The following is a 17,750-nucleotide window of genomic DNA, read 5'->3' on the forward strand; positions in this document are numbered from 1 at the left end:
CACCGGGCACCAGGAAGGGACATACAGGCGAAGCGAATAGTTCCGTTTGAGGCGATTCTGTGAAGCTTGCCACCTGGATTCGGGGTACCCGGACCCAACTCCCGCCGCCGGCGACAAGTTCGGCGGCGCGCCGCTCCACCCCCGTGGCCCGAATGGAGTACTGTGGCGAGCCCTGGGACCGGTCTCCCTCGCGGGCGTCCGGACTTACGGGAGGGGGCCGAAGGCGGCACTCGAACCGGCGGCGCCGCGGCACCGCACGGACGCCTGCTGCACAGAGTGACGAATCTCGTCACGCTGCGTTGCAAGTAGGTAACCGTGCCATAACGGCGATCCAGGGCCCTTGCCCGACACGCCGGGCAACTCGGCAAGGTTGTGGCAGGCTGCACCCGGGCAGGCCACACTCGACTAGCGGAAGCAGCGACGCACGTGACGTCGGCAGGCACCACCCGGGAGGTCCCCATGCCCGAACTGCGTGTCGTGGCCGTCTCCAACGACGGCACACGACTGGTGCTGAAGGCTGCGGACAACACGGAGTACACGCTTCCGATTGACGAGCGACTGCGCGCTGCGGTGCGCAACGACCGTGCCCGCCTCGGCCAGATCGAGATCGAGGTGGAGAGCCACCTCCGTCCCCGCGACATCCAGGCGCGTATACGAGCAGGTGCCTCCGCCGAGGAGGTCGCCCAGCTCGCCGGTATCCCGGTCGACCGGGTGCGACGCTTCGAGGGCCCCGTCCTCGCGGAGCGCGCGTTCATGGCGGAGCGGGCGCGCAAGACTCCCGTGCGGCGTCCCGGGGAGAACGCGGGACCGCAGCTCGGCGAGGCGGTGCAGGAGCGGCTGCTGCTGCGCGGCGCCGAGAAGGACACCGTGCAGTGGGACTCCTGGCGCCGCGACGACGGCACCTGGGAGGTGCTGCTGGTCTACCGGGTCGCGGGTGAGCCGCACTCGGCGAGCTGGACGTACGACCCTCCGCGGCGGCTCGTCCAGGCCGTCGACGACGAGGCACGTGCGCTGATCGGTGAGACCGACGACGCCATCGCGATCGCGCAGGAGCCGAGCTTCCCGTTCGTGCCGCGCATCGCCCGGCTGCCGCGGGACCGGCCGCTCGACCGTGGACTCGACCGAGCCCTGGAGCGGCCGACGCCGGTCCAGGCACCCGGGCCGGACGAGGGCGAGCGCGACTCCCTGACCAGCCTCCTCGAAGCGGTTCCGAGCTTCCGCGGCAACATGGTGGTTCCGGACCGCCCCGCCACGGTCGACCCGTCCGCGACCGACCCCGCGATCCAGGAGCCCGACGCCGAGGAACCGCCGGCGCCCGCGGCCTCGGCCGGTGCCGGGTCCGCGTACGCGGACGTGCTCATGCCCCGGTCCGTCAGCGGCCACCGCGACCGGCTCACCGGCACGACCGACCGCCAGGCCGAGGCGGACGGCGTCCGCCCGGGCCGCCGGGCGGCGGTGCCGAGCTGGGACGAGATCGTGTTCGGTACGCGCCGGAAGAAGCAGGACTAGCCGCCGCACCGCCCCGGATCGACACCCGGGTGCGGGACGGTGGGTGGTTCGTGCCCACCCTCCCGCACAGCCCTTCGGGCAGGCGAACCGCGCGCGGCTCGGGGAGGAACACCTGTCCACCGACCATCGGGGCGAGCGACCAGCGCTGCCGTCCCCGGGACGCTCAGGTTTCGTGATCCGGGACTCGAAGCGCCGCGCGCGAAGCGCGGTGAGGAGCAATCCGGAACACGAGCCCCGGGGCGGCCCCGGACGGCAACCGGCCCGGCGCGGGTCAACCCCCACAGACCCACCGGCAACCGGCCCGGGGTGACCCCCACACCCACCGGCAACCGGCCCGGCACGGGGTGACCCCGACAGAACTACCGCGAGTCAGGGTCCGGGCCCGTGGCGACCGGGCGGGTGGGGTCGGCGGACCATTCCGACCAGGAGCCTGCGTACAGCGCGGCCCGGATGCCCGCGATCTCCAGTGCCAGGACCTCGTGGGCTCCGGAGACGCCCGAGCCGCAGTAGACACCGATCTCTGGGGCGTCCGATGCGCCCAGGCGCTTGAAGCGGGCGGTCAGGTCACCCGCAGGGAGGAACGTGGTGGCTCCCGGGGTGACGTTCTCCGTCGTCGGCGCCGAGACCGCGCCCGGGATGTGGCCGCCGACCCGGTCGATGGGCTCGACGTCGCCGCGGTAGCGCTCGGCCGCCCGGGCGTCCAGCAGCAGGCCGGAGCGGGCCAGGGCCGCCGCGCCGTCCGCGTCGAGCAGGGGCAGGGCACCCGGTGCCGGAGCGAAGTCGCCCGGCTCCGGAGCGGGGATCTCCGTGGTCAGCGGACGGTCCCAGGCCGCGAGGCCCCCGTCCAGGACCCGTACGTCCTCGTGGCCCGTCCACCGCAGCAGCCACCACGCCCTCGCCGCTGCCCAGCCCTGGCCGCCGTCGTACGCCACGACCGGGCTGGAGCCCGACACTCCGGCGCGCCGCATCGCGGCGCCGAAGGCCGCCACGTCGGGCAGCGGATGCCGGCCGCCGGCTCCCGGCGGACCTGCCAGTTCGCTGTCGAGGTCGACGTACACGGCACCGGGCAGATGCCCGGCCTCGTACGCGGGGCGTCCCGGCGGGCCGCCCAGCTGCCATCGGACGTCGAGGAGCACCGGCGGCCGCGGACCGGCCGACTCGCTCGCGAGTTCTGTTGCGGTGATGATGGGGGTCATAGGAGCCATCCTCGCGCAGGGCACGGCGTGCCCGAAACGGCGGCGGAACGGATGGGCGAAGCCGAAACGGGCATCCTCTCCTTGTGGGATCCCCGGAACTGCGGCGCGGCCCGGGCGCGCGGCCCGTCCGTTGGTGCGAGCATCTGCACGGGCACAGGGCCGCCGTCGTACGACGGTCCGCAGCCGGTCCCCGCCGCACGGCCACGACGATGGTCCGAGGAGAGAGTGACGATGACCGAGGCGACTCGGCGCAGACTCGGCACGCCCTGCTGGGTGAGCCTGATGGTGCACGGACTTGCCGCGACACAGGACTTCTACCGGGCACTGTTCGGCTGGGACTTCGTCCCCGGCCCTCAGCAGCTCGGTCCCTACGTCCGCGCGCTGATCGACGGCAAGGAGGTCGCGGGCATCGGTCAACTCCCGCCCGACCGTCATCTGCCGCTCGCCTGGACGACGTACATGGCCACCGACGACGCGGACGAGACCGCCGAGCAGATCAGGATGTGCGGCGGCACGGTCGGCGTCGGGCCGCTGGACGCGGCGGACGCGGGCCGGCTGGCGATCGCCGCGGACCCTGAGGGCGCGGTCTTCGGGGTGTGGCAGGCGGCGGCGCACGCCGGCATCGCCCTGTTCGGCACGCACGGCACCCCGGTCTGGCACGAGCTGGTGACGCGGGAGACGTCGTCGGTCAGCAAGTTCTACCAGTCCGTCTTCGGTTACGACGTGGAGCCGGTGGTCTCCGCCGACTTCGACTATCTGACCCTGCACCTGGAGGGCCGCCCGGTGGCGTCTCTGCACGGGGTCGGCAACACCCTGCCCCGTGACCGGGGCTCGCACTGGATGACGTACTTCGAGGTCGAGGACGCCGACGAGACGGCCGCACTGGTGGCGGACCTCGGCGGGCACGTGCTGCACGAGCCGCGGGAGGGCACGAGCGGACGGATTGCGACGGTGGCGGATCCGGAGGGCGCGGTCTTCACGATCGTGCGGAGCACACCGCGCCGGTAGCGCGGGACGGGAGGCGCGACGGCGGTCCGGCCACCGGACGACCTGCGGAGCACCCCGCGCCGGTAGCGCAGGACGGGAGGCGCGACGGCGATCCGGCCACCGGACGACCTGCGGAGCACCCCGCGCCGGTAGCGCAGGACGGGAGGCGCGACGGCGATCCGGCCACCGGACGTGACCGCACGATCGCGGCCGACGCCGGGTGCGTCCGGAACGCTCAGCCGGGCGTCATCGGCAGGACGTCCGGGGACAGCGCGCCTGCCCGGGCCGACGCGCTCGTCATCCGGCGTCGGTGGTGGCGTCGGCACAGCACCTCGTAGCCGACCTCCTCCGCCGGCCGGTTCACGTCGCCGACAACGACCTGCTCACCCTCCACGACCATCTCGCCGCCCACCGTCCGGGCGTTGTGGGTGGCGCGGGCACCGCACCAGCACATGGCCTCGACCTGCAGGGTCTCGATGCGATCCGCCAGCTCGATCAGCCGTTGCGAGCCGGGGAAGAGCTTGGTGCGGAAGTCGGTGGTGATGCCGAAGGCGAAGACGTCCAGCCCCAGGTCGTCCACGATCCGGGCGAGCTGGTCTATCTGCCCGGGGGCGAGGAACTGCGCCTCGTCCACGATCAGGTAGTCCGCCCTGCCCCCGCGGGTCATGTGGTCGACGAGGTACGCGTACACATCCATGCCCTCCGTGATCTCGACGGCTTCGGTGACGAGCCCCAGCCGCGACGAGAGCTTGCCCTCGCCCGCCCGGTCGTCGCGGGTGAAGATCACACCTTGCAGGCCACGGGCCGAACGGTTGTGCTCGATCTGGAGCGCCAAGGTGCTCTTTCCGCAGTCCATCGTTCCGGAGAAGAACACCAGCTCGGACATGGGGATGTGACGGCCTTTCCGTTTTGTGGTCGAGGGGCGTGGGTGAGGTGCGGCAGGGCCTACGAGCGGACTTCGACGAGCGGGACGAACTGCTCGGCCGGGGTCATGGAGCCGTGCATGCCGACCATCGCCGACTCGTTCGGCTCGTTGACGGATGCGGTGATCACGACATCGTCGCTCGCCGCGGCGACGACGTCGCCGATGCGCCGGTACACGCGCTCGTCGACCCGCGGGCCGAACCAGCCCGCCGCGATCGCCTCGTCCCTGCTCGCCACCCAGAACCGGTCGCCGAGCACCTCGCGCCAGACGGCGAGCACATCGCTCTCGGCGCCCGGGACGGCGTACACGTGCCGGGCCCGGCCCTCGCCGCCGAGGAGGGCGACACCGGCGCGCAACTCCCAGTCCTCGTCGAAGTCGATCCGCGACTCCTCGTCGAAGGGGATGTCGATCATGCCGTGGTCCGCGGTGACGTACAGCGCGGTGCGGGGCGGAAGCTGTTCGGCGAGGCGCTGGGCGAGACGGTCGGCGTACATCAGCTGGCCGCGCCAGGCGTCGGAGTCGACGCCGAAACGATGGCCCTTGCCGTCGACCTCGCTGTAGTACGTGTAGACGAGGGACCGGTCGGCGGCGGCGAGCTGCCTGGCGGCGAAGTCCATCCGCTCCTCGCCCGAGAGCCGGCCGTGAAACGTTCCGCCACTGAGTGCGATCTTGGTGAGCGGAGTGTCCCGGAAGGTCGGCGAGGAGACCTGCGCGGTGTGCACGCCGGCCTCGTCGGCCAGCTGGAAGACCGTCGGGTAGGGCTGCCACACGCGCGGCGAGGTCCACGGCTTCCAGCGCAGCTGGTTCATCAGCTCGCCGGTGTCCGGGTTGCGGGCGGTGTAGCCCGGGAGGCCGTGCGCGCCGGGTGGCAGGCCGGTGCCGAAGGAGGCGAGCGAGGTCGCCGTGGTGGCGGGGAAGCCGACGGTGATCGGTACGCCGGTGCCTCCGCAGGAGGAGGCGAGCAGCGAGTTCAGGAAGGGGGCGTCCTCGGGGTGGGCCTTGAGCTGCTCCCAGCCGAGGCCGTCGATAAGGAAGACGCAGTTCCGGTCGGCGGGCTCGAGCTGCGTGATCGAGGAGCCCAGTCCGGGCACGCCCTGGCCCGCGGCGAGCGTCGGCAGCAGATCGGCGAGCGAGGCGGAGCCGTACGCCGGGACGGGCGCGGTGCCGAGTGCGAGCGGGACGGGTTCCTCGGGCCAGGCGGAGGCCAGCTGGGGCAGGGCCATCAGCGGATGGCGGCCGTGGCGGCCGTCGCCTCTGACAGCGCCTGCGCGAACGCGAGCGTCTGCCGGACCGCCTCGGGGCCGTCGCCGGCCTCGCTGACGCGCAGGCTGAGGTCGTCCGCGGTGGAGCTCCCCGTGTAGCCGTGGTCCGCGTCGCAGTTGGGGTCGCCGCAGGCGGCCGGCTCCAGGTCGATACGGGAGACGGCGCCCCAGCCGATGGTGAGGACGACCTCGCGGGGGAGGGTGCCCGGGGTGTACGACTCGGGGTTGGCGACGACGCGGCTGACGACGACGGAGGAGATCCGGCCGAGCTTGACGGACTCGGTCGAGGTCGTGGCGTACGGCGTCGGGGAGCTGCTGTCGGCGGCCTGCTCGTCGGTGTGGCTGACGATGAAGCGGGCGGCGGTCAGGACGAGGACGGTGACATGGCGGCGGACCTCGTTCGCGTCGAACGTGGTCTCCTGATGGACCAGGTACGACGCGATCTGCTCACCACCGACAGCGGCCTCCACCGCTTCGGCCACGAGAGCCGGGTAGTAGCCGCTGCGCTCGATCGCCGTGCGCAGCCCCTGGGTCGTCGTACCGGTCTTCGCCATGCGCTCCATCCTACGGGGCTGCGGGACCCCGGAGTGCGCTCAGTAACTGGGGAGCGTGCGGGGTCCCAGGTCGGTGCGGGGCGGGGCAGGGGCGAGCCGGACGGTGGCGCCGAGCACGGAGAGGCCGTGCTCGGCGACGACGACCGGTTCGAGGCCGATGTCGACCACCTCCGGGTGGTCGTCGACCAGTCGGGACACGCGGAGCAGCAGCTCCTGGAGGGCGGCGGTGTCGACGGGGGCGGCACCGCGCCAGCCGAAGAGCAGCGGGGCGGTCCGGATGGACCGGATGAGCTCGGCCGCGTCGCGGTCGGTGGCCGGGACGAGGCGGTGGGCCATGTCGCCGAGCAGCTCCGTGGCGGGGCCGGCGAGTCCGAAGGACAGCACGGCGCCGACGGCGGGGTCGATGGCGGCGCGCACGACGGTGTCCACGCCGCGGGGGACCATGGCCTGGACGACGGGCCTGAGCTCTTCGGGCTTGCCGAAGATGTCGGTCAACTCGGCGTATGCCTGGCGCACTTGCTGCTCGTCGGCGAGGTCGAGACGTACGCCGCCGAGGTCGGCGCGGTGACGCAGATGCGGGGCGGTGGTCTTGAGGGCCACGGGGTACCCGAGGCTCTCGGCGGCGTGGGCGGCGGCGTCGGGGGAGGGAGCGGGCAGGGTGGGCAGCACGGGGATCCCGTACCGCCCGAGCAGCTCCCGCGCGTCCTGCTCGCGCAGGGTGACCCCGTGCTCCACCGGCATGTCGCCGAGCAGCCGGCCCACCAGCGCGGCGGCCCCGCCCTCGTCGATGTCCTCGTACTCCGGCACCTTCCCGGGCTCGGCGGCCTCCCGCCGCCACTGCGCGTACCGCACGACCTCGCCGAGCGCCCGCACGGCCCGCTCGGCGGCGGGGAACGCGGGGATCCGCGTCGCGGACACGGGACGCCCCGACGAGGCGTCCGGCCCCCCGGCCCCGGCCTGTGCCGGACCGTGCGCGGCCGGCCGGCCTCCGTCCCCGGCCTCGGTCTCGGTCTCGGTCTCGGTCTCGGTCTCGGTCTCGGTCTCGGTCTCGGTCTCGGCACCACCGTCACCGCTGTGCACCCTGCCGGAGCCCGGGGACGCGGCGCTGCCCGGAAGGCCGGACGCCGCATGGCCGGCGGCAGCAGGACCGCGGCCGCCGGGGCCGCCCGGGGCCGCCGAGTTCGGGCCGAGGGCCGGGCGCAGCCCGCCTGAGGGCGATGCGGGCGAGGGCGCGCCGTCGACGGGAGGCCGAGGGCGCGACCCCGGATCCCGAGTCGGCACAACCGGGTCGGCCGCGGAGGCGCGGCGCTGCGGGCCGGAGCCGGCCGCCGCGGCGAGGGCGTCCGCCAGGCCGCCGAGTTCGACGTGGACGACGAGGACCGGCTTGGCCGGTCCCGTCGCCGCTGCCGCGCGGAGGGCCGTCGCGAGGACCTCACCGTCGCCGGACTCGGTGACCCCGCCGTCGCCCACCCAGGGGATCGCGTTGACGACGACCGCGTCGCACGCGTCGTCCCGCAGGGCCTCGCCGAGCGCCGCCCGGAAGTCGTCCGGTGTCGCCGCCGTCGTCAGGTCGCGCGGCGGCAGCGGGCGCAGCCCCTCCGTCAGGCAGGCGTCGTAGGTGAGGAGGCCGAGGGACTCGGAGTTGCCGAGGATGGCGACGCGCGGCCCCGCCGGCAGCGGCTGTCCCGCGAGCAGCAGGCCCGCGTCGACGAGCTCCGTGACCGTGTCGACGCGGATGACGCCCGCCTGCGCGAGCAGCTCGGACACGGTCGCGTACGGCACCCGCGTCGTCGGCACCGCGTGTCCGGGCGGCGCGCTCCCGCTGTGCCGGGCGCCCTTGACGACCACGACGGGCTTGACCGCCGCGGTACGCCGCGCGAGACGTGTGAACTTCCGCGGGTTCCCGATCGATTCGAGGTACAGCAGGACGACGTCGGTGTCCTGGTCCTCGTACCAGTACTGCAGGAAGTCGTTCCCGGACACGTCCGCCCGGTTCCCCGCCGAGATGAAGGAGGACAGCCCGGCGCCCCGTCGGTGCAGCCCCGACAGCAGCGCTATGCCGATCGCACCCGACTGGGTGAACAGCCCGATCCGGCCGCGCGCCGGCGACTCGGGCGCGAGCGACGCGTTGAGCCGTACAGCCTCCGAGGTGTTGATGATCCCGAAGGCGTTCGGCCCGATGATCCGCATCCCGTACGAACGTGCCTGGCGCACCAGTTCGCGCTGCCGCTCCCGCCCCTCCGCCCCGCTCTCGGCGTATCCCGCGGCCAGCACGACCAGACCCTGCACCCCGTGCTCGCCGCAGTCGGCGACGGTCTCAGGCACCCTTTCGGCCGGTACGGCGACGACGGCGAGATCGACGGGCTCCCCGGTCTCCGCGACGATCTCCGCGACCGAGCGGTACGCGGGGACGCCGTCCAGCTCGCGCACGTCAGGTGCGAGATTCCGGTTCACCGCGTACGCACGCCCGGTGTAGCCGGAGTCGAGCAGATTGCGCAGCACGGTACGGCCCACCCCGCCCGGCGCCCGCCCTGCTCCGATCACCGCCACCGACCTGGGCGCGAGCAGCCGCTGCACGGACCGCGCCTCGGCGCGCTGTTCACGGGCGCGCTGCACGGCGAGCGACTCGGCCGTCGGCTCCAGGTCCAGCGTCAGATGGACGGAGCCTTCCTCGAAGCTGCGCTTCTGTGTGTATCCGGCGTCCGTGAAGACCTTGATCATCTTGTTGTTCGCGGGCAGCACCTCGGCCGCGAACCGCCTGATTCCCCGCTCCCGCGCGACCGCTGCAATGTGCTCGAGGAGCGCGGAGGCGACGCCCCTCCCCTGGTGTGCGTCCTGCACCAGGAAGGCGACCTCCGCCTCGTCGGCGGGCTTGGACGCCGGCCTCCCGTTGGCGTCGATCCGGTCGAAACGGACGGTCGCGATGAACTCGCCGCCCACCGTCGCGGCGAGACCGACCCGGTCCACGTAGTCGTGGTGCGTGAATCGGTGCACGTCCTTCGCGGAGAGCCGGGGGTACGGCGCGAAGAAGCGGTAGTACTTGGACTCGTCCGAGACCTGCTCGTAGAAGCTGACGAGCCGCTCGGCGTCCTCGGTGGTGATGGGCCTGATGCGCGCAGTGCCACCGTCACGCAGCACCACGTCGGCTTCCCAATGGTCGGGGTAGGCGTGATCCGACGGGGTCTGCATGGGGAAAGAGTACGGCTCGGGCACCGGTCGCGAAGCCCGGGAGGCGGGTGCAGTCTGAGGGCACCCGCGCGTGGCCCGGACGCCGGCCGACGGCCGTTGCCGAGCACTGCACCACACATGAGAGACTGGTCTAGACAACCGCTTAGGACTTGAAGGGCACCACCATGGCTGAGCGCCGCGTCACTGTCGGCTGGGCCGAGGGCCTCCACGCCCGCCCCGCTTCCATCTTCGTCCGTGCCGCCACGGCCTCCGGCGTCCCGGTGACGATCGCCAAGGCCGACGGCACCCCCGTCAACGCCGCCTCGATGCTCGCGGTGCTCGGCCTGGGCGCGGAGGGCGGCCAGGAGATCGTCCTCGCCTCGGACGCGGACGGCGCGGACGCCGCGCTCGACCGTCTCGCGAAGCTGGTCGCCGAGGGTCTCGAGGAGCTCCCCGAGACCGTCTGACCGCTGGTCCCGCCCCGGGAAAGGACCTTGCACCCGCCCCGGCAGGGAATGACAAATAAATAGAAACGGCGGAGCCGCAGCAACCGGGAATTTCGGTCAGCGGCTCTGCCACTTTCAAATATCCCCTCTTTGTATACGGCGCTTCTGTTAATTGCGGACGCTCGCCGTGTTTACGGCGTGTTGCGAAGTCCTCACCGTCCCGCGCGTCGTGATGCGCAGCCTGTGCGCCCCCGCCATCCGCTCGGCGTGCATCGCGGTGAGCGCCCGCGCCCGCTCCGCGTCGCCGCGTGACACCGCGTCCACGATCGCACCGTGCTCGGCCCAGGACTCCACCGGCCGAGCGGGCTGCTCGACGGCGTACATCCAGGCGACCTTGTGCCGGAGCTGGGTGAGGAGCGCGATGAGTCCGGGGCTGCCGGAGGCCTGCGCGAGGGTCTCGTGGAACCAGCCTCCGAGCGACCGCAGATCCTCGCCCTGGCCCCGGCGCGCCCGCTCCTGGCCGAGCCTGACCAGGCCGCGCAGCACTTTGAGGTGGGCTTCCGTGCGCCGCTGCGCGGCCCGTGCGGCGCCCAGCGGCTCCAGCAGCATCCGGATCTCCAGCAGGTCGGCGGCCTCCTGCTCGGTGGGCTCGGCGACGCACGCTCCCGCATGTCTGCGGGTGACGACGAAGCCCTCGGACTCCAGGGTCCGCAGCGCTTCGCGCACCGGGACCCGGGAGACGCCGTAGCGGCGTGCCAACTGCTCCTCGGTGAGCCGGCTGCCGCGCTCGAAGACACCGGAGACGATGTCGTCGCGGATCGCCGTGCATACCGAGCGCGCAGGAATGCGCATACCGAACCTCCGCCTTTAATCCGCGCGAAACCCAGTCGAGCGATGTCTGTTCGGTGACTCTATTGCAGCCGGCCGGAATTTCCGATGGCCTGCCGGAATCCATGGATATCTTTTGGCCTGAATACGCCGAAAGCCCCGGCCGGTCGCCATGACCGGGCCGGGGCCCACGGCTGCGGAGGCGGGCGTCAGACGCTCACGCCGTGGCCGCGCAGATACGCGACCGGGTCGATGTCCGAGCCGTAGTCGGGGCTCGTGCGGGCCTCGAAGTGGAGGTGCGGGCCGGACGAGTTGCCGGTGGACCCGGACAGGCCGATCCGCTGGCCCGGGGTGACGGTCTGGCCGACCGAGACGCCGATCGACGACAGGTGGCCGTACTGGGTGTACGTGCCGTCCTTCATCTTGATCACGATGTTGTTGCCGTACGCACCGCCCCAGCCGGCCTCCACGACCGTACCCATGCCGACGGCGACGACCGGAGTGCCGGACGGGGCATGGAAGTCGACGCCGGTGTGGCTGCCGGAGGACCAGACCGAGCCGCCCGCCTGGTAGGCCGTGCTGACGTGGGAGGCGGCGACCGGGAGCGTGTAGGACATCAGGCGCTTGCGCTCGGCCTCGCGGGCGGCGCGCTCCTTGGCCTCGCGGGCCGCCTTGACGCGGGCCTCCGCCTTGCGCTTCGCCTCAGCCTCGGCCTTCGCGCGGGCGGCGGCCAGATCGGCCTCGTACTGCTGGGCCGCGGCCTGGGCGTCGATCTGCTCGGCGAGGGTGGTGCCGGCGGCGACGGCCTGGGTGAGGCCGGTGTCCTCGAAGGACGGGCTTTCCGTGTCGGCGGCGAGCGCCGGGGAGGCGAGGCCTCCGATGACGCCGGTGGTGGCGAGGGCAGCGGCTCCGGCGATGCCCGCGCGCTTGCGCGTCAGCCGGCTCGGACCACGATGCTTCCCGGTGGCACGGGTGAACGCCATGTAGTGGCTGATCCTTTCCTTCCTTCTCGCCTACCGGGTTAGCTGACGGGTTCGGAGCAGGAAGGTCTCCTACGGGCCCCTCCGCACGAGTGCGAAGGCGTCCGATTCACCCCAGGGGACATGTGGGTCCCCGGCTCCCCAGGCTCGCGCCCGACGGGGACTCGGCGATGGCTGTCCGATGCCGCTGGTGCGGCTGGTGCAACCGGCGGACAGCGCAGAAGACGCTAAGCCGGACATCTTTCAATCACCAAACGGACACGGAGATTTGTTGTGCATGCCACAGGCCAGACAGGCAGCCTCTCCAATAAAACGGACATACGGGAGGGCCCCGTTGGCACGATGCCAACGGGGCCCTCCGGGTGCGCCGGAACCGACCGGCGGTCAATCAGCCCGTGACAACAGTCACTTCACCGATGCCCAGCGCCCTGACCGGCTCCTCGATCTCGGCCGCGTCGCCCACGAGGACGGTGACGAGCCTGTCCACCGGGAAGGCGTTGACGACCGCGGCCGTCGCCTCGACCGTGCCGGTGCGGGCCAGGCGCGTGTACAGCTGCGCCTGGTAGTCGTCCGGCAGGTGCTGCTCGACCTGGTCGGCGAGCGTGCCCGCGACCGACGCGGCGGTCTCGTACTTCAGCGGGGCCACACCCACCAGGTTCTGCACGGCGATGTCGCGCTCGGCGTCGGTGAGGCCCTCCGCGGCGAGGGTGCGCAGCACCTTCCAGAGGTCGTCCAGCGCCGGGCCGGTGTGCGGGGTGTCGACGGAGCCGCTGATGGCGAGCGTGGCCGCGCCCGTGCCGTCGGCGGAGGAGCGCAGGACCTGGGCGAAGGCCCGCACGCCGTACGTGTACCCCTTCTCCTCGCGCAGGACGCGGTCGAGACGGGAGGTGAGGGTGCCGCCCAGGCAGTACGTGCCGAGGACCTGGGCCGGCCAGACGCGGTCGTGGCGGTCCGGGCCGATACGGCCGATGAGCAGCTGCGTCTGCACCGCGCCGGGGCGGTCGACGATGACGACGCGGCCCCTGTCGTCGGCGGTGATCGACGGCATGGGACGGCTCTCGGCCGCGCCACCGGTCCAGGCGCCGAGGGTGTCGGCGAGCACGGCATCCACATCGACACCGGTGAGGTCGCCGACGATCACGGCGGTGGCGGACGCGGGCCGGACATGGCCCTCGTAGAAGGCCCGCACGGCCGCGGAGTCGATGCGCTCCACGGTCTCCTCGCTGCCCTGGCGGGGCCGGGACATCCGGGAGGACGCCGGGAAGAGCTGTTTGGACAGCTCCTTGGCGGCGCGGCGGGCCGGGTTGGCGGTCTCGTGCGGGATCTCGTCCAGCCGGTTCCGTACGAGCCGCTCGACCTCGCTGTCGGCGAAGAGCGGCGCACGCAGGGCCTCGGCGAGCAGGCCGAGCGCCTTGAGGAGGCGGGAGACCGGCACCTCGAGGGAGACGCGGACGCCGGGGTGGTCGGCGTGCGAGTCCAGGGTGGCGCCGCAGCGCTCCAGCTCCGCGGCGAACTCCTCCGCAGTGTGCTTGTCGGTGCCCTCGGAGAGCGCCCGGGCCATGATCGTGGCTACACCGTCGAGGCCCTCGGGCTCGGCGTCCAGCGGGGCGACGAGGAAGATCTCGACGGCCACGACCTGCTGGCCGGGGCGGTGGCAGCGCAGGACGGTCAGCCCGTTGTCGAGCACACCGCGCTCGGGGGCGGGGAAGGCCCACGGCCTGGCCTCGCCCGCCTGCGGCTGCGGGTGGAATTCCATGGTCACGGCAGCGTCGGTCACTGGTCCGCCCCCTCCTCGTCGTCGTTGTCCTCGGTGTCCTCGGCGGACTGGACGGGCTCGTACACCAGAACCGCCCGGTTGTCCGGGCGCAGCCGGGCCTGGGCGACGGCCCTGACCTCCTCGGCGGTGACGTCGAGGACCCGCGACACGGCGCTGAGCGCCAGCTGGGGGTCGCCGAACAGCACGGCGTACCGGCAGAGTTCGTCGGCGCGGCCCGCGACCGTACCGAGCCGGTCCAGCCACTCGCGCTCCAGCTGTGCCTGGGCGCGCTCCATCTCCTCGGGCGTCGGGCCCTCGGCGGCGAACCGCTCCAGCTCGTCGTCGACGGCGGACTCGATGTCGGGCACCTCGACCCCGCCGGACGTCTTCACGTCCAGCCAGCCGAGCGAGGGCGCACCGGCGAGCCGCAGCAGGCCGAAGCCCGCGGCGACGGCCGTGCGGTCGTGGCGCACCAGACGGTTGTGCAGCCGGGACGACTCACCGCCGCCGAGGACGGTCAGCGCCAGGTCGGCGGCGTCGCACTCGCGTGTGCCGTCCTGCGGCAAGCGGTAGGCGGCCATCAGGGCGCGGGCCGGAACCTCCTCCTCCACGACCTCGCGCAGCTGCTCGCCGATGATGTCGGGCAGGGTGCCGTCACGCGGCGGCTGCTTGCCGTCGTGCATCGGGATGGAGCCGAAGTACTTCTCGATCCAGGCGAGGGTCTGCTCCGGGTCGATGTCGCCGACGACCGACAGCACCGCGTTGTTCGGCGCGTAGTACGTCCGGAAGAAGCTCCGCGCGTCCTCCAGCGTCGCGGCGTCCAGGTCGGCCATCGAGCCGATCGGGGTGTGGTGGTAGGGGTGTCCGTCCGGGTAGGCGAGGGCGGTCAGCTTCTCGAAGGCCGTACCGTACGGAACGTTGTCGTAGCGCTGGCGGCGCTCGTTCTTGACGACGTCCCGCTGGTTCTCCATGGACTCGTCGTCGAGCGCGGCGAGCAGCGAGCCCATGCGGTCGGCCTCCAGCCAGAGCGCGAGCTCCAGCTGGTGGGCGGGCATGGTCTCGAAGTAGTTGGTGCGCTCGAAGCTGGTGGTGCCGTTGAGCGAGCCGCCGGCTCCCTGGACCAGCTCGAAGTGTCCGTTTCCCGGCACCTGCGCGGAGCCCTGGAACATCAGGTGCTCGAAGAGGTGAGCCAGGCCCGTACGCCCCTTGACCTCGTGGCGCGAGCCGACGTCGTACCAGAGGCAGACCGCGGCGACCGGGGTCAGGTGGTCCTCGGAGAGCACCACGCGCAGACCGTTGGCCAGGCGGTGCTCGGTTGCTGTCAGGCCGCCGGAGCCGGCCTGGGCTGTGGCCGTGTGACCCATGGGCATGTGGTCCCTTCGATCGCGTTGCTGGATGTCCTGCCACTGTATGCAAGCGCGTCGGGACCTGGCGAAGTTCCCGCAGCTTCCACCCGGTGTTCCGGGTCGCGGTCCGCGCTGTCGGTGGGACGGTCCACAATGGTCGGCGTCAGATCACATTCATGGTTCATGTTGGTGAAGGAGCCGCAGCAGCGATGGCCCGCCGCAGCACGAAGACGCCGCCGCCCGACGACTTCGAGGAGAGGATCCTCGACATCGACGTCGTCGACGAGATGCAGGGCTCCTTCCTCGAGTACGCGTACTCGGTGATCTACTCCCGGGCCCTGCCGGACGCCCGGGACGGAATGAAGCCCGTGCACCGCCGGATCGTGTATCAGATGAACGAGATGGGCCTGCGCCCCGACCGCGGCTACGTGAAGTGCGCCCGCGTCGTCGGCGAGGTCATGGGCAAGCTCCACCCGCACGGCGACGCGTCGATCTACGACGCGCTGGTGCGTATGGCGCAGCCCTTCTCGATGCGGGTGCCGCTGGTCGACGGCCATGGCAACTTCGGCTCGCTGGGCAATGACGACCCTCCGGCCGCGATGCGTTACACCGAGTGCCGGATGGCCGACGCGACGAGCCTGATGACCGAGTCGATCGACGAGGACACCGTCGATTTCGCGCCGAACTACGACGGGCAGGAGCGGGAGCCGGTCGCCCTGCCGGCGGCCTTCCCGAATCTGCTGGTCAACGGCGCGTCCGGCATCGCGGTGGGCATGGCGACGAACATGCCGCCGCACAATCTGGGCGAGGTCATCGCCGCCGCCCGCCATCTGATCAGGCACCCGGGCGCCGATCTCGAAACCCTGATGCGGTACGTGCCGGGTCCCGACCTGCCGACCGGTGGCCGGATCGTGGGTCTGTCCGGAATCAAGGACGCGTACGAGACGGGCCGCGGCACCTTCAAGATCCGCGCCACGGTGACCGTGGACGACGTGACGGCGCGCCGCAAGGGGCTCGTCGTCACCGAGCTGCCCTTCACCGTCGGCCCGGAGAAGGTGATCGCGAAGATCAAGGACCTCGTCGGCCAGAAGAAGCTCCAGGGCATCGCCGACGTCAAGGACCTCACGGACCGTGAGCACGGACTGCGCCTGGTCATCGAGATCAAGAACGGCTTCATCCCCGAGGCCGTCCTGGCGCAGCTGTACAAGCTGACGCCGATGGAGGAGTCCTTCGGCATCAACAACGTGGCGCTGGTCGACGGCCAGCCGCTGACGCTGGGTCTCAAGGAGCTGCTCGAGGTCTACCTCGACCACCGCTTCGACGTCGTCCGCCGCCGCAGCGAGTTCCGGCGCCGCAAGAAGAGCGACCGGCTGCATCTCGTCGAGGGCCTGCTCGTGGCGCTCCTCGACATCGACGAGGTCATCCGCCTCATCCGCTCCAGTGACAACTCGGCGCAGGCGAAGGAGCGCCTCATCGCGCACTTCTCGCTCAGCGAGATCCAGACGCAGTACATCCTGGACACCCCGCTGCGCCGGCTCACCAGGTTCGACCGTATCGAGCTGGAGAGCGAGCGCGACAGGCTGACCGCGGAGATCGCGGAGCTCACCCGGATCCTGGAGTCGGACGCGGAGCTGCGCAAGCTCGTCTCGTCCGAACTGGCCGCGGTGGCGAAGAAGTTCGGCACCGAGCGGCGCACGGTGCTGCTGGAGTCCGCGGGCACGCCCGTTGCCGCCGAGTCGCTGCAGGTCGCGGACGACCCGTGCCGGGTGCTGCTGTCCTCGACAGGGCTGCTGGCACGGACGGTCACCGGTGAGCCGCTGCCGGAGGACGGCGGCAGGCGCGCGAAGCACGATGTGATCGTGTCCGCGGTGCCTGCGACGGCGCGCGGGGACGTGGGGGTCGTGACCTCGGCCGGGCGACTGCTCCGGCTCCCGGTGATCGACCTCCCGCAGCTGCCGGACACGGCCACGGCGCCGAATCTGTCGGGCGGGGCGCAGGTCTCCGAGTTCCTGTCCCTGGAGGCGGACGAGACGGTGATCTGTCTGACGACGCTCGACGAGGCCTCGCCCGGCCTCGCGCTGGGCACTCTCCAGGGCGTGGTGAAGCGGGTCGTGCCGGACTACCCGGCCAACAAGGACGAGCTGGAGGTCATCGCCCTCAGGGAGGGCGACCGGATCGTGGGCGGCACCGAGCTGCGCACAGGCGACGAGGACCTGGTCTTCATCGCGTCCGACGCCCAGTTGCTGCGCTTCCAGGCCTCGCAGGTCAGGCCGCAGGGCCGGCCGGCGGGCGGTATGGCGGGCATCAAGCTCACCGAGGGCGCCGAGGTGATCTCGTTCACCGCGGTGGACCCGGCGGCGGATGCGGTGGTCTTCACCGTCGCGGGCTCCACCGGCACGCTGGACGACTCGGTGACGACGGCGAAGCTGACACCGTTCGACCAGTACCCGCGCAAGGGCCGGGCAACCGGTGGCGTGCGCTGCCAGCGCTTCCTCAAGGGCGAGGACACGCTTGTCCTGGCCTGGGCGGGCGCGGCCCCGGCGCGCGCGGCGCAGAAGAACGGCACGCCGTCGGAGCTGCCGGAGCTCGACCCGAGGCGTGACGGCTCGGGCACGCCGCTGACGAAGCCGGTCGCGTCGCTGGCGGGCCCTGCCTCCTAGCCGCGACACGTCCGTCGACCACGGAAGCGGGGGGGGGGGCGCGGGCGCGCGGGGGGGGGCGGGCCCGGCGGGGGGGGGGGCCCGGCGCGCGCCCCGCGGGCCGGCGGCGGCGCCGCCACCCCCCCCGCCGCGA

General features: G+C 72.3%; 13 protein-coding genes and 1 riboswitch. Of the genes, 4 read left to right on the plus strand and 9 right to left on the minus strand.

The annotated features are described in order from the left end of the window. Positions 1 to 459: 459 nt before the first annotated feature. Positions 460 to 1,509, plus strand: a complete 1,050-nt coding sequence (sepH, locus tag ABT078_RS38905; protein ID WP_351236530.1) for a septation protein SepH — start codon at positions 460 to 462, stop codon at positions 1,507 to 1,509. Between the two features lie 359 nt (positions 1,510 to 1,868). Here sepH and ABT078_RS38910 read toward each other — a convergent pair whose 3' ends face one another. Continuing rightward, positions 1,869 to 2,705, minus strand: coding sequence for a sulfurtransferase (locus tag ABT078_RS38910; protein WP_351236532.1), 837 nt, complete (start codon positions 2,703 to 2,705; stop codon positions 1,869 to 1,871). 231 nt (positions 2,706 to 2,936) lie between these two features. On the opposite strand from ABT078_RS38910, the gene ABT078_RS38915 reads away from it, so the two are divergent. Beyond that, the gene (locus ABT078_RS38915; protein WP_351236535.1) at positions 2,937 to 3,713 is read left to right on the plus strand and encodes a VOC family protein; all 777 of its coding nucleotides are present in this window, start codon (positions 2,937 to 2,939) and stop codon (positions 3,711 to 3,713) included. A gap of 214 nt (positions 3,714 to 3,927) precedes the next feature. Here the strand turns inward: ABT078_RS38915 and ABT078_RS38920 are convergent, their stop codons facing one another. Genes ABT078_RS38920 through ABT078_RS38935 form a run of 4 tightly spaced genes read right to left on the minus strand, consistent with a single transcriptional unit; the run spans position 3,928 to position 9,622 of the window. Further along, positions 3,928 to 4,578: a thymidine kinase gene (locus ABT078_RS38920; protein ID WP_351236537.1), complete on the minus strand. Its 651-nt coding sequence runs from the start codon at positions 4,576 to 4,578 to the stop codon at positions 3,928 to 3,930. 59 nt (positions 4,579 to 4,637) lie between these two features. Continuing rightward, the gene (locus tag ABT078_RS38925; protein WP_351236539.1) at positions 4,638 to 5,840 is read right to left on the minus strand and encodes an alkaline phosphatase family protein; all 1,203 of its coding nucleotides are present in this window, start codon (positions 5,838 to 5,840) and stop codon (positions 4,638 to 4,640) included. Then, positions 5,840 to 6,433 (minus strand): DUF5998 family protein, encoded by a 594-nt coding sequence (locus tag ABT078_RS38930; protein ID WP_351236542.1) that lies wholly within the window; start codon positions 6,431 to 6,433, stop codon positions 5,840 to 5,842. Before ABT078_RS38930 ends, ABT078_RS38925 begins: the two co-directional genes overlap by 1 nt. Positions 6,434 to 6,472: 39 nt before the next feature. Next, positions 6,473 to 9,622 (minus strand): bifunctional acetate--CoA ligase family protein/GNAT family N-acetyltransferase, encoded by a 3,150-nt coding sequence (locus tag ABT078_RS38935; RefSeq protein WP_351236544.1) that lies wholly within the window; start codon positions 9,620 to 9,622, stop codon positions 6,473 to 6,475. Between the two features lie 164 nt (positions 9,623 to 9,786). Between ABT078_RS38935 and ABT078_RS38940 the strand changes: the two genes are divergently transcribed. Further along, positions 9,787 to 10,068 carry an HPr family phosphocarrier protein gene (locus ABT078_RS38940; RefSeq protein ID WP_351236546.1) on the plus strand — a complete coding sequence of 94 codons (282 nt, stop codon included), beginning with the start codon at positions 9,787 to 9,789 and terminating at the stop codon, positions 10,066 to 10,068. Between the two features lie 147 nt (positions 10,069 to 10,215). On the opposite strand, the gene ABT078_RS38945 is transcribed toward ABT078_RS38940, so the two are convergent. The 4 genes from ABT078_RS38945 to ABT078_RS38960 all read right to left on the minus strand — a co-directional run bounded on the left by ABT078_RS38945 (position 10,216) and on the right by ABT078_RS38960 (position 14,975). Then, entirely contained in the window at positions 10,216 to 10,899 is a 684-nt protein-coding gene (locus tag ABT078_RS38945) for a GntR family transcriptional regulator (RefSeq protein ID WP_351236548.1), read from the minus strand. 185 nt (positions 10,900 to 11,084) lie between these two features. Then, positions 11,085 to 11,858, minus strand: coding sequence for a M23 family metallopeptidase (locus ABT078_RS38950; RefSeq protein WP_351236550.1), 774 nt, complete (start codon positions 11,856 to 11,858; stop codon positions 11,085 to 11,087). A gap of 13 nt (positions 11,859 to 11,871) precedes the next feature. Beyond that, positions 11,872 to 12,035: riboswitch (cyclic di-AMP (ydaO/yuaA leader) on the minus strand. Positions 12,036 to 12,243: 208 nt separating this feature from the next. Continuing rightward, positions 12,244 to 13,632, minus strand: a complete 1,389-nt coding sequence (locus tag ABT078_RS38955) for a M16 family metallopeptidase (RefSeq protein WP_351236552.1) — start codon at positions 13,630 to 13,632, stop codon at positions 12,244 to 12,246. Continuing rightward, on the minus strand, positions 13,629 to 14,975 hold the full coding sequence (locus ABT078_RS38960; RefSeq protein ID WP_351236555.1) for a M16 family metallopeptidase: 1,347 nt from the start codon (positions 14,973 to 14,975) through the stop codon (positions 13,629 to 13,631). Before ABT078_RS38960 ends, ABT078_RS38955 begins: the two co-directional genes overlap by 4 nt. A 191-nt stretch (positions 14,976 to 15,166) precedes the next feature. On the opposite strand from ABT078_RS38960, the gene ABT078_RS38965 reads away from it, so the two are divergent. Further along, positions 15,167 to 17,617 carry a DNA gyrase/topoisomerase IV subunit A gene (locus ABT078_RS38965; RefSeq protein ID WP_351236557.1) on the plus strand — a complete coding sequence of 817 codons (2,451 nt, stop codon included), beginning with the start codon at positions 15,167 to 15,169 and terminating at the stop codon, positions 17,615 to 17,617. Positions 17,618 to 17,750: the final 133 nt, after the last annotated feature.

This window comes from Streptomyces sp. NPDC002133, assembly GCF_040296405.1.
GTDB lineage: Bacteria > Actinomycetota > Actinomycetes > Streptomycetales > Streptomycetaceae > Streptomyces.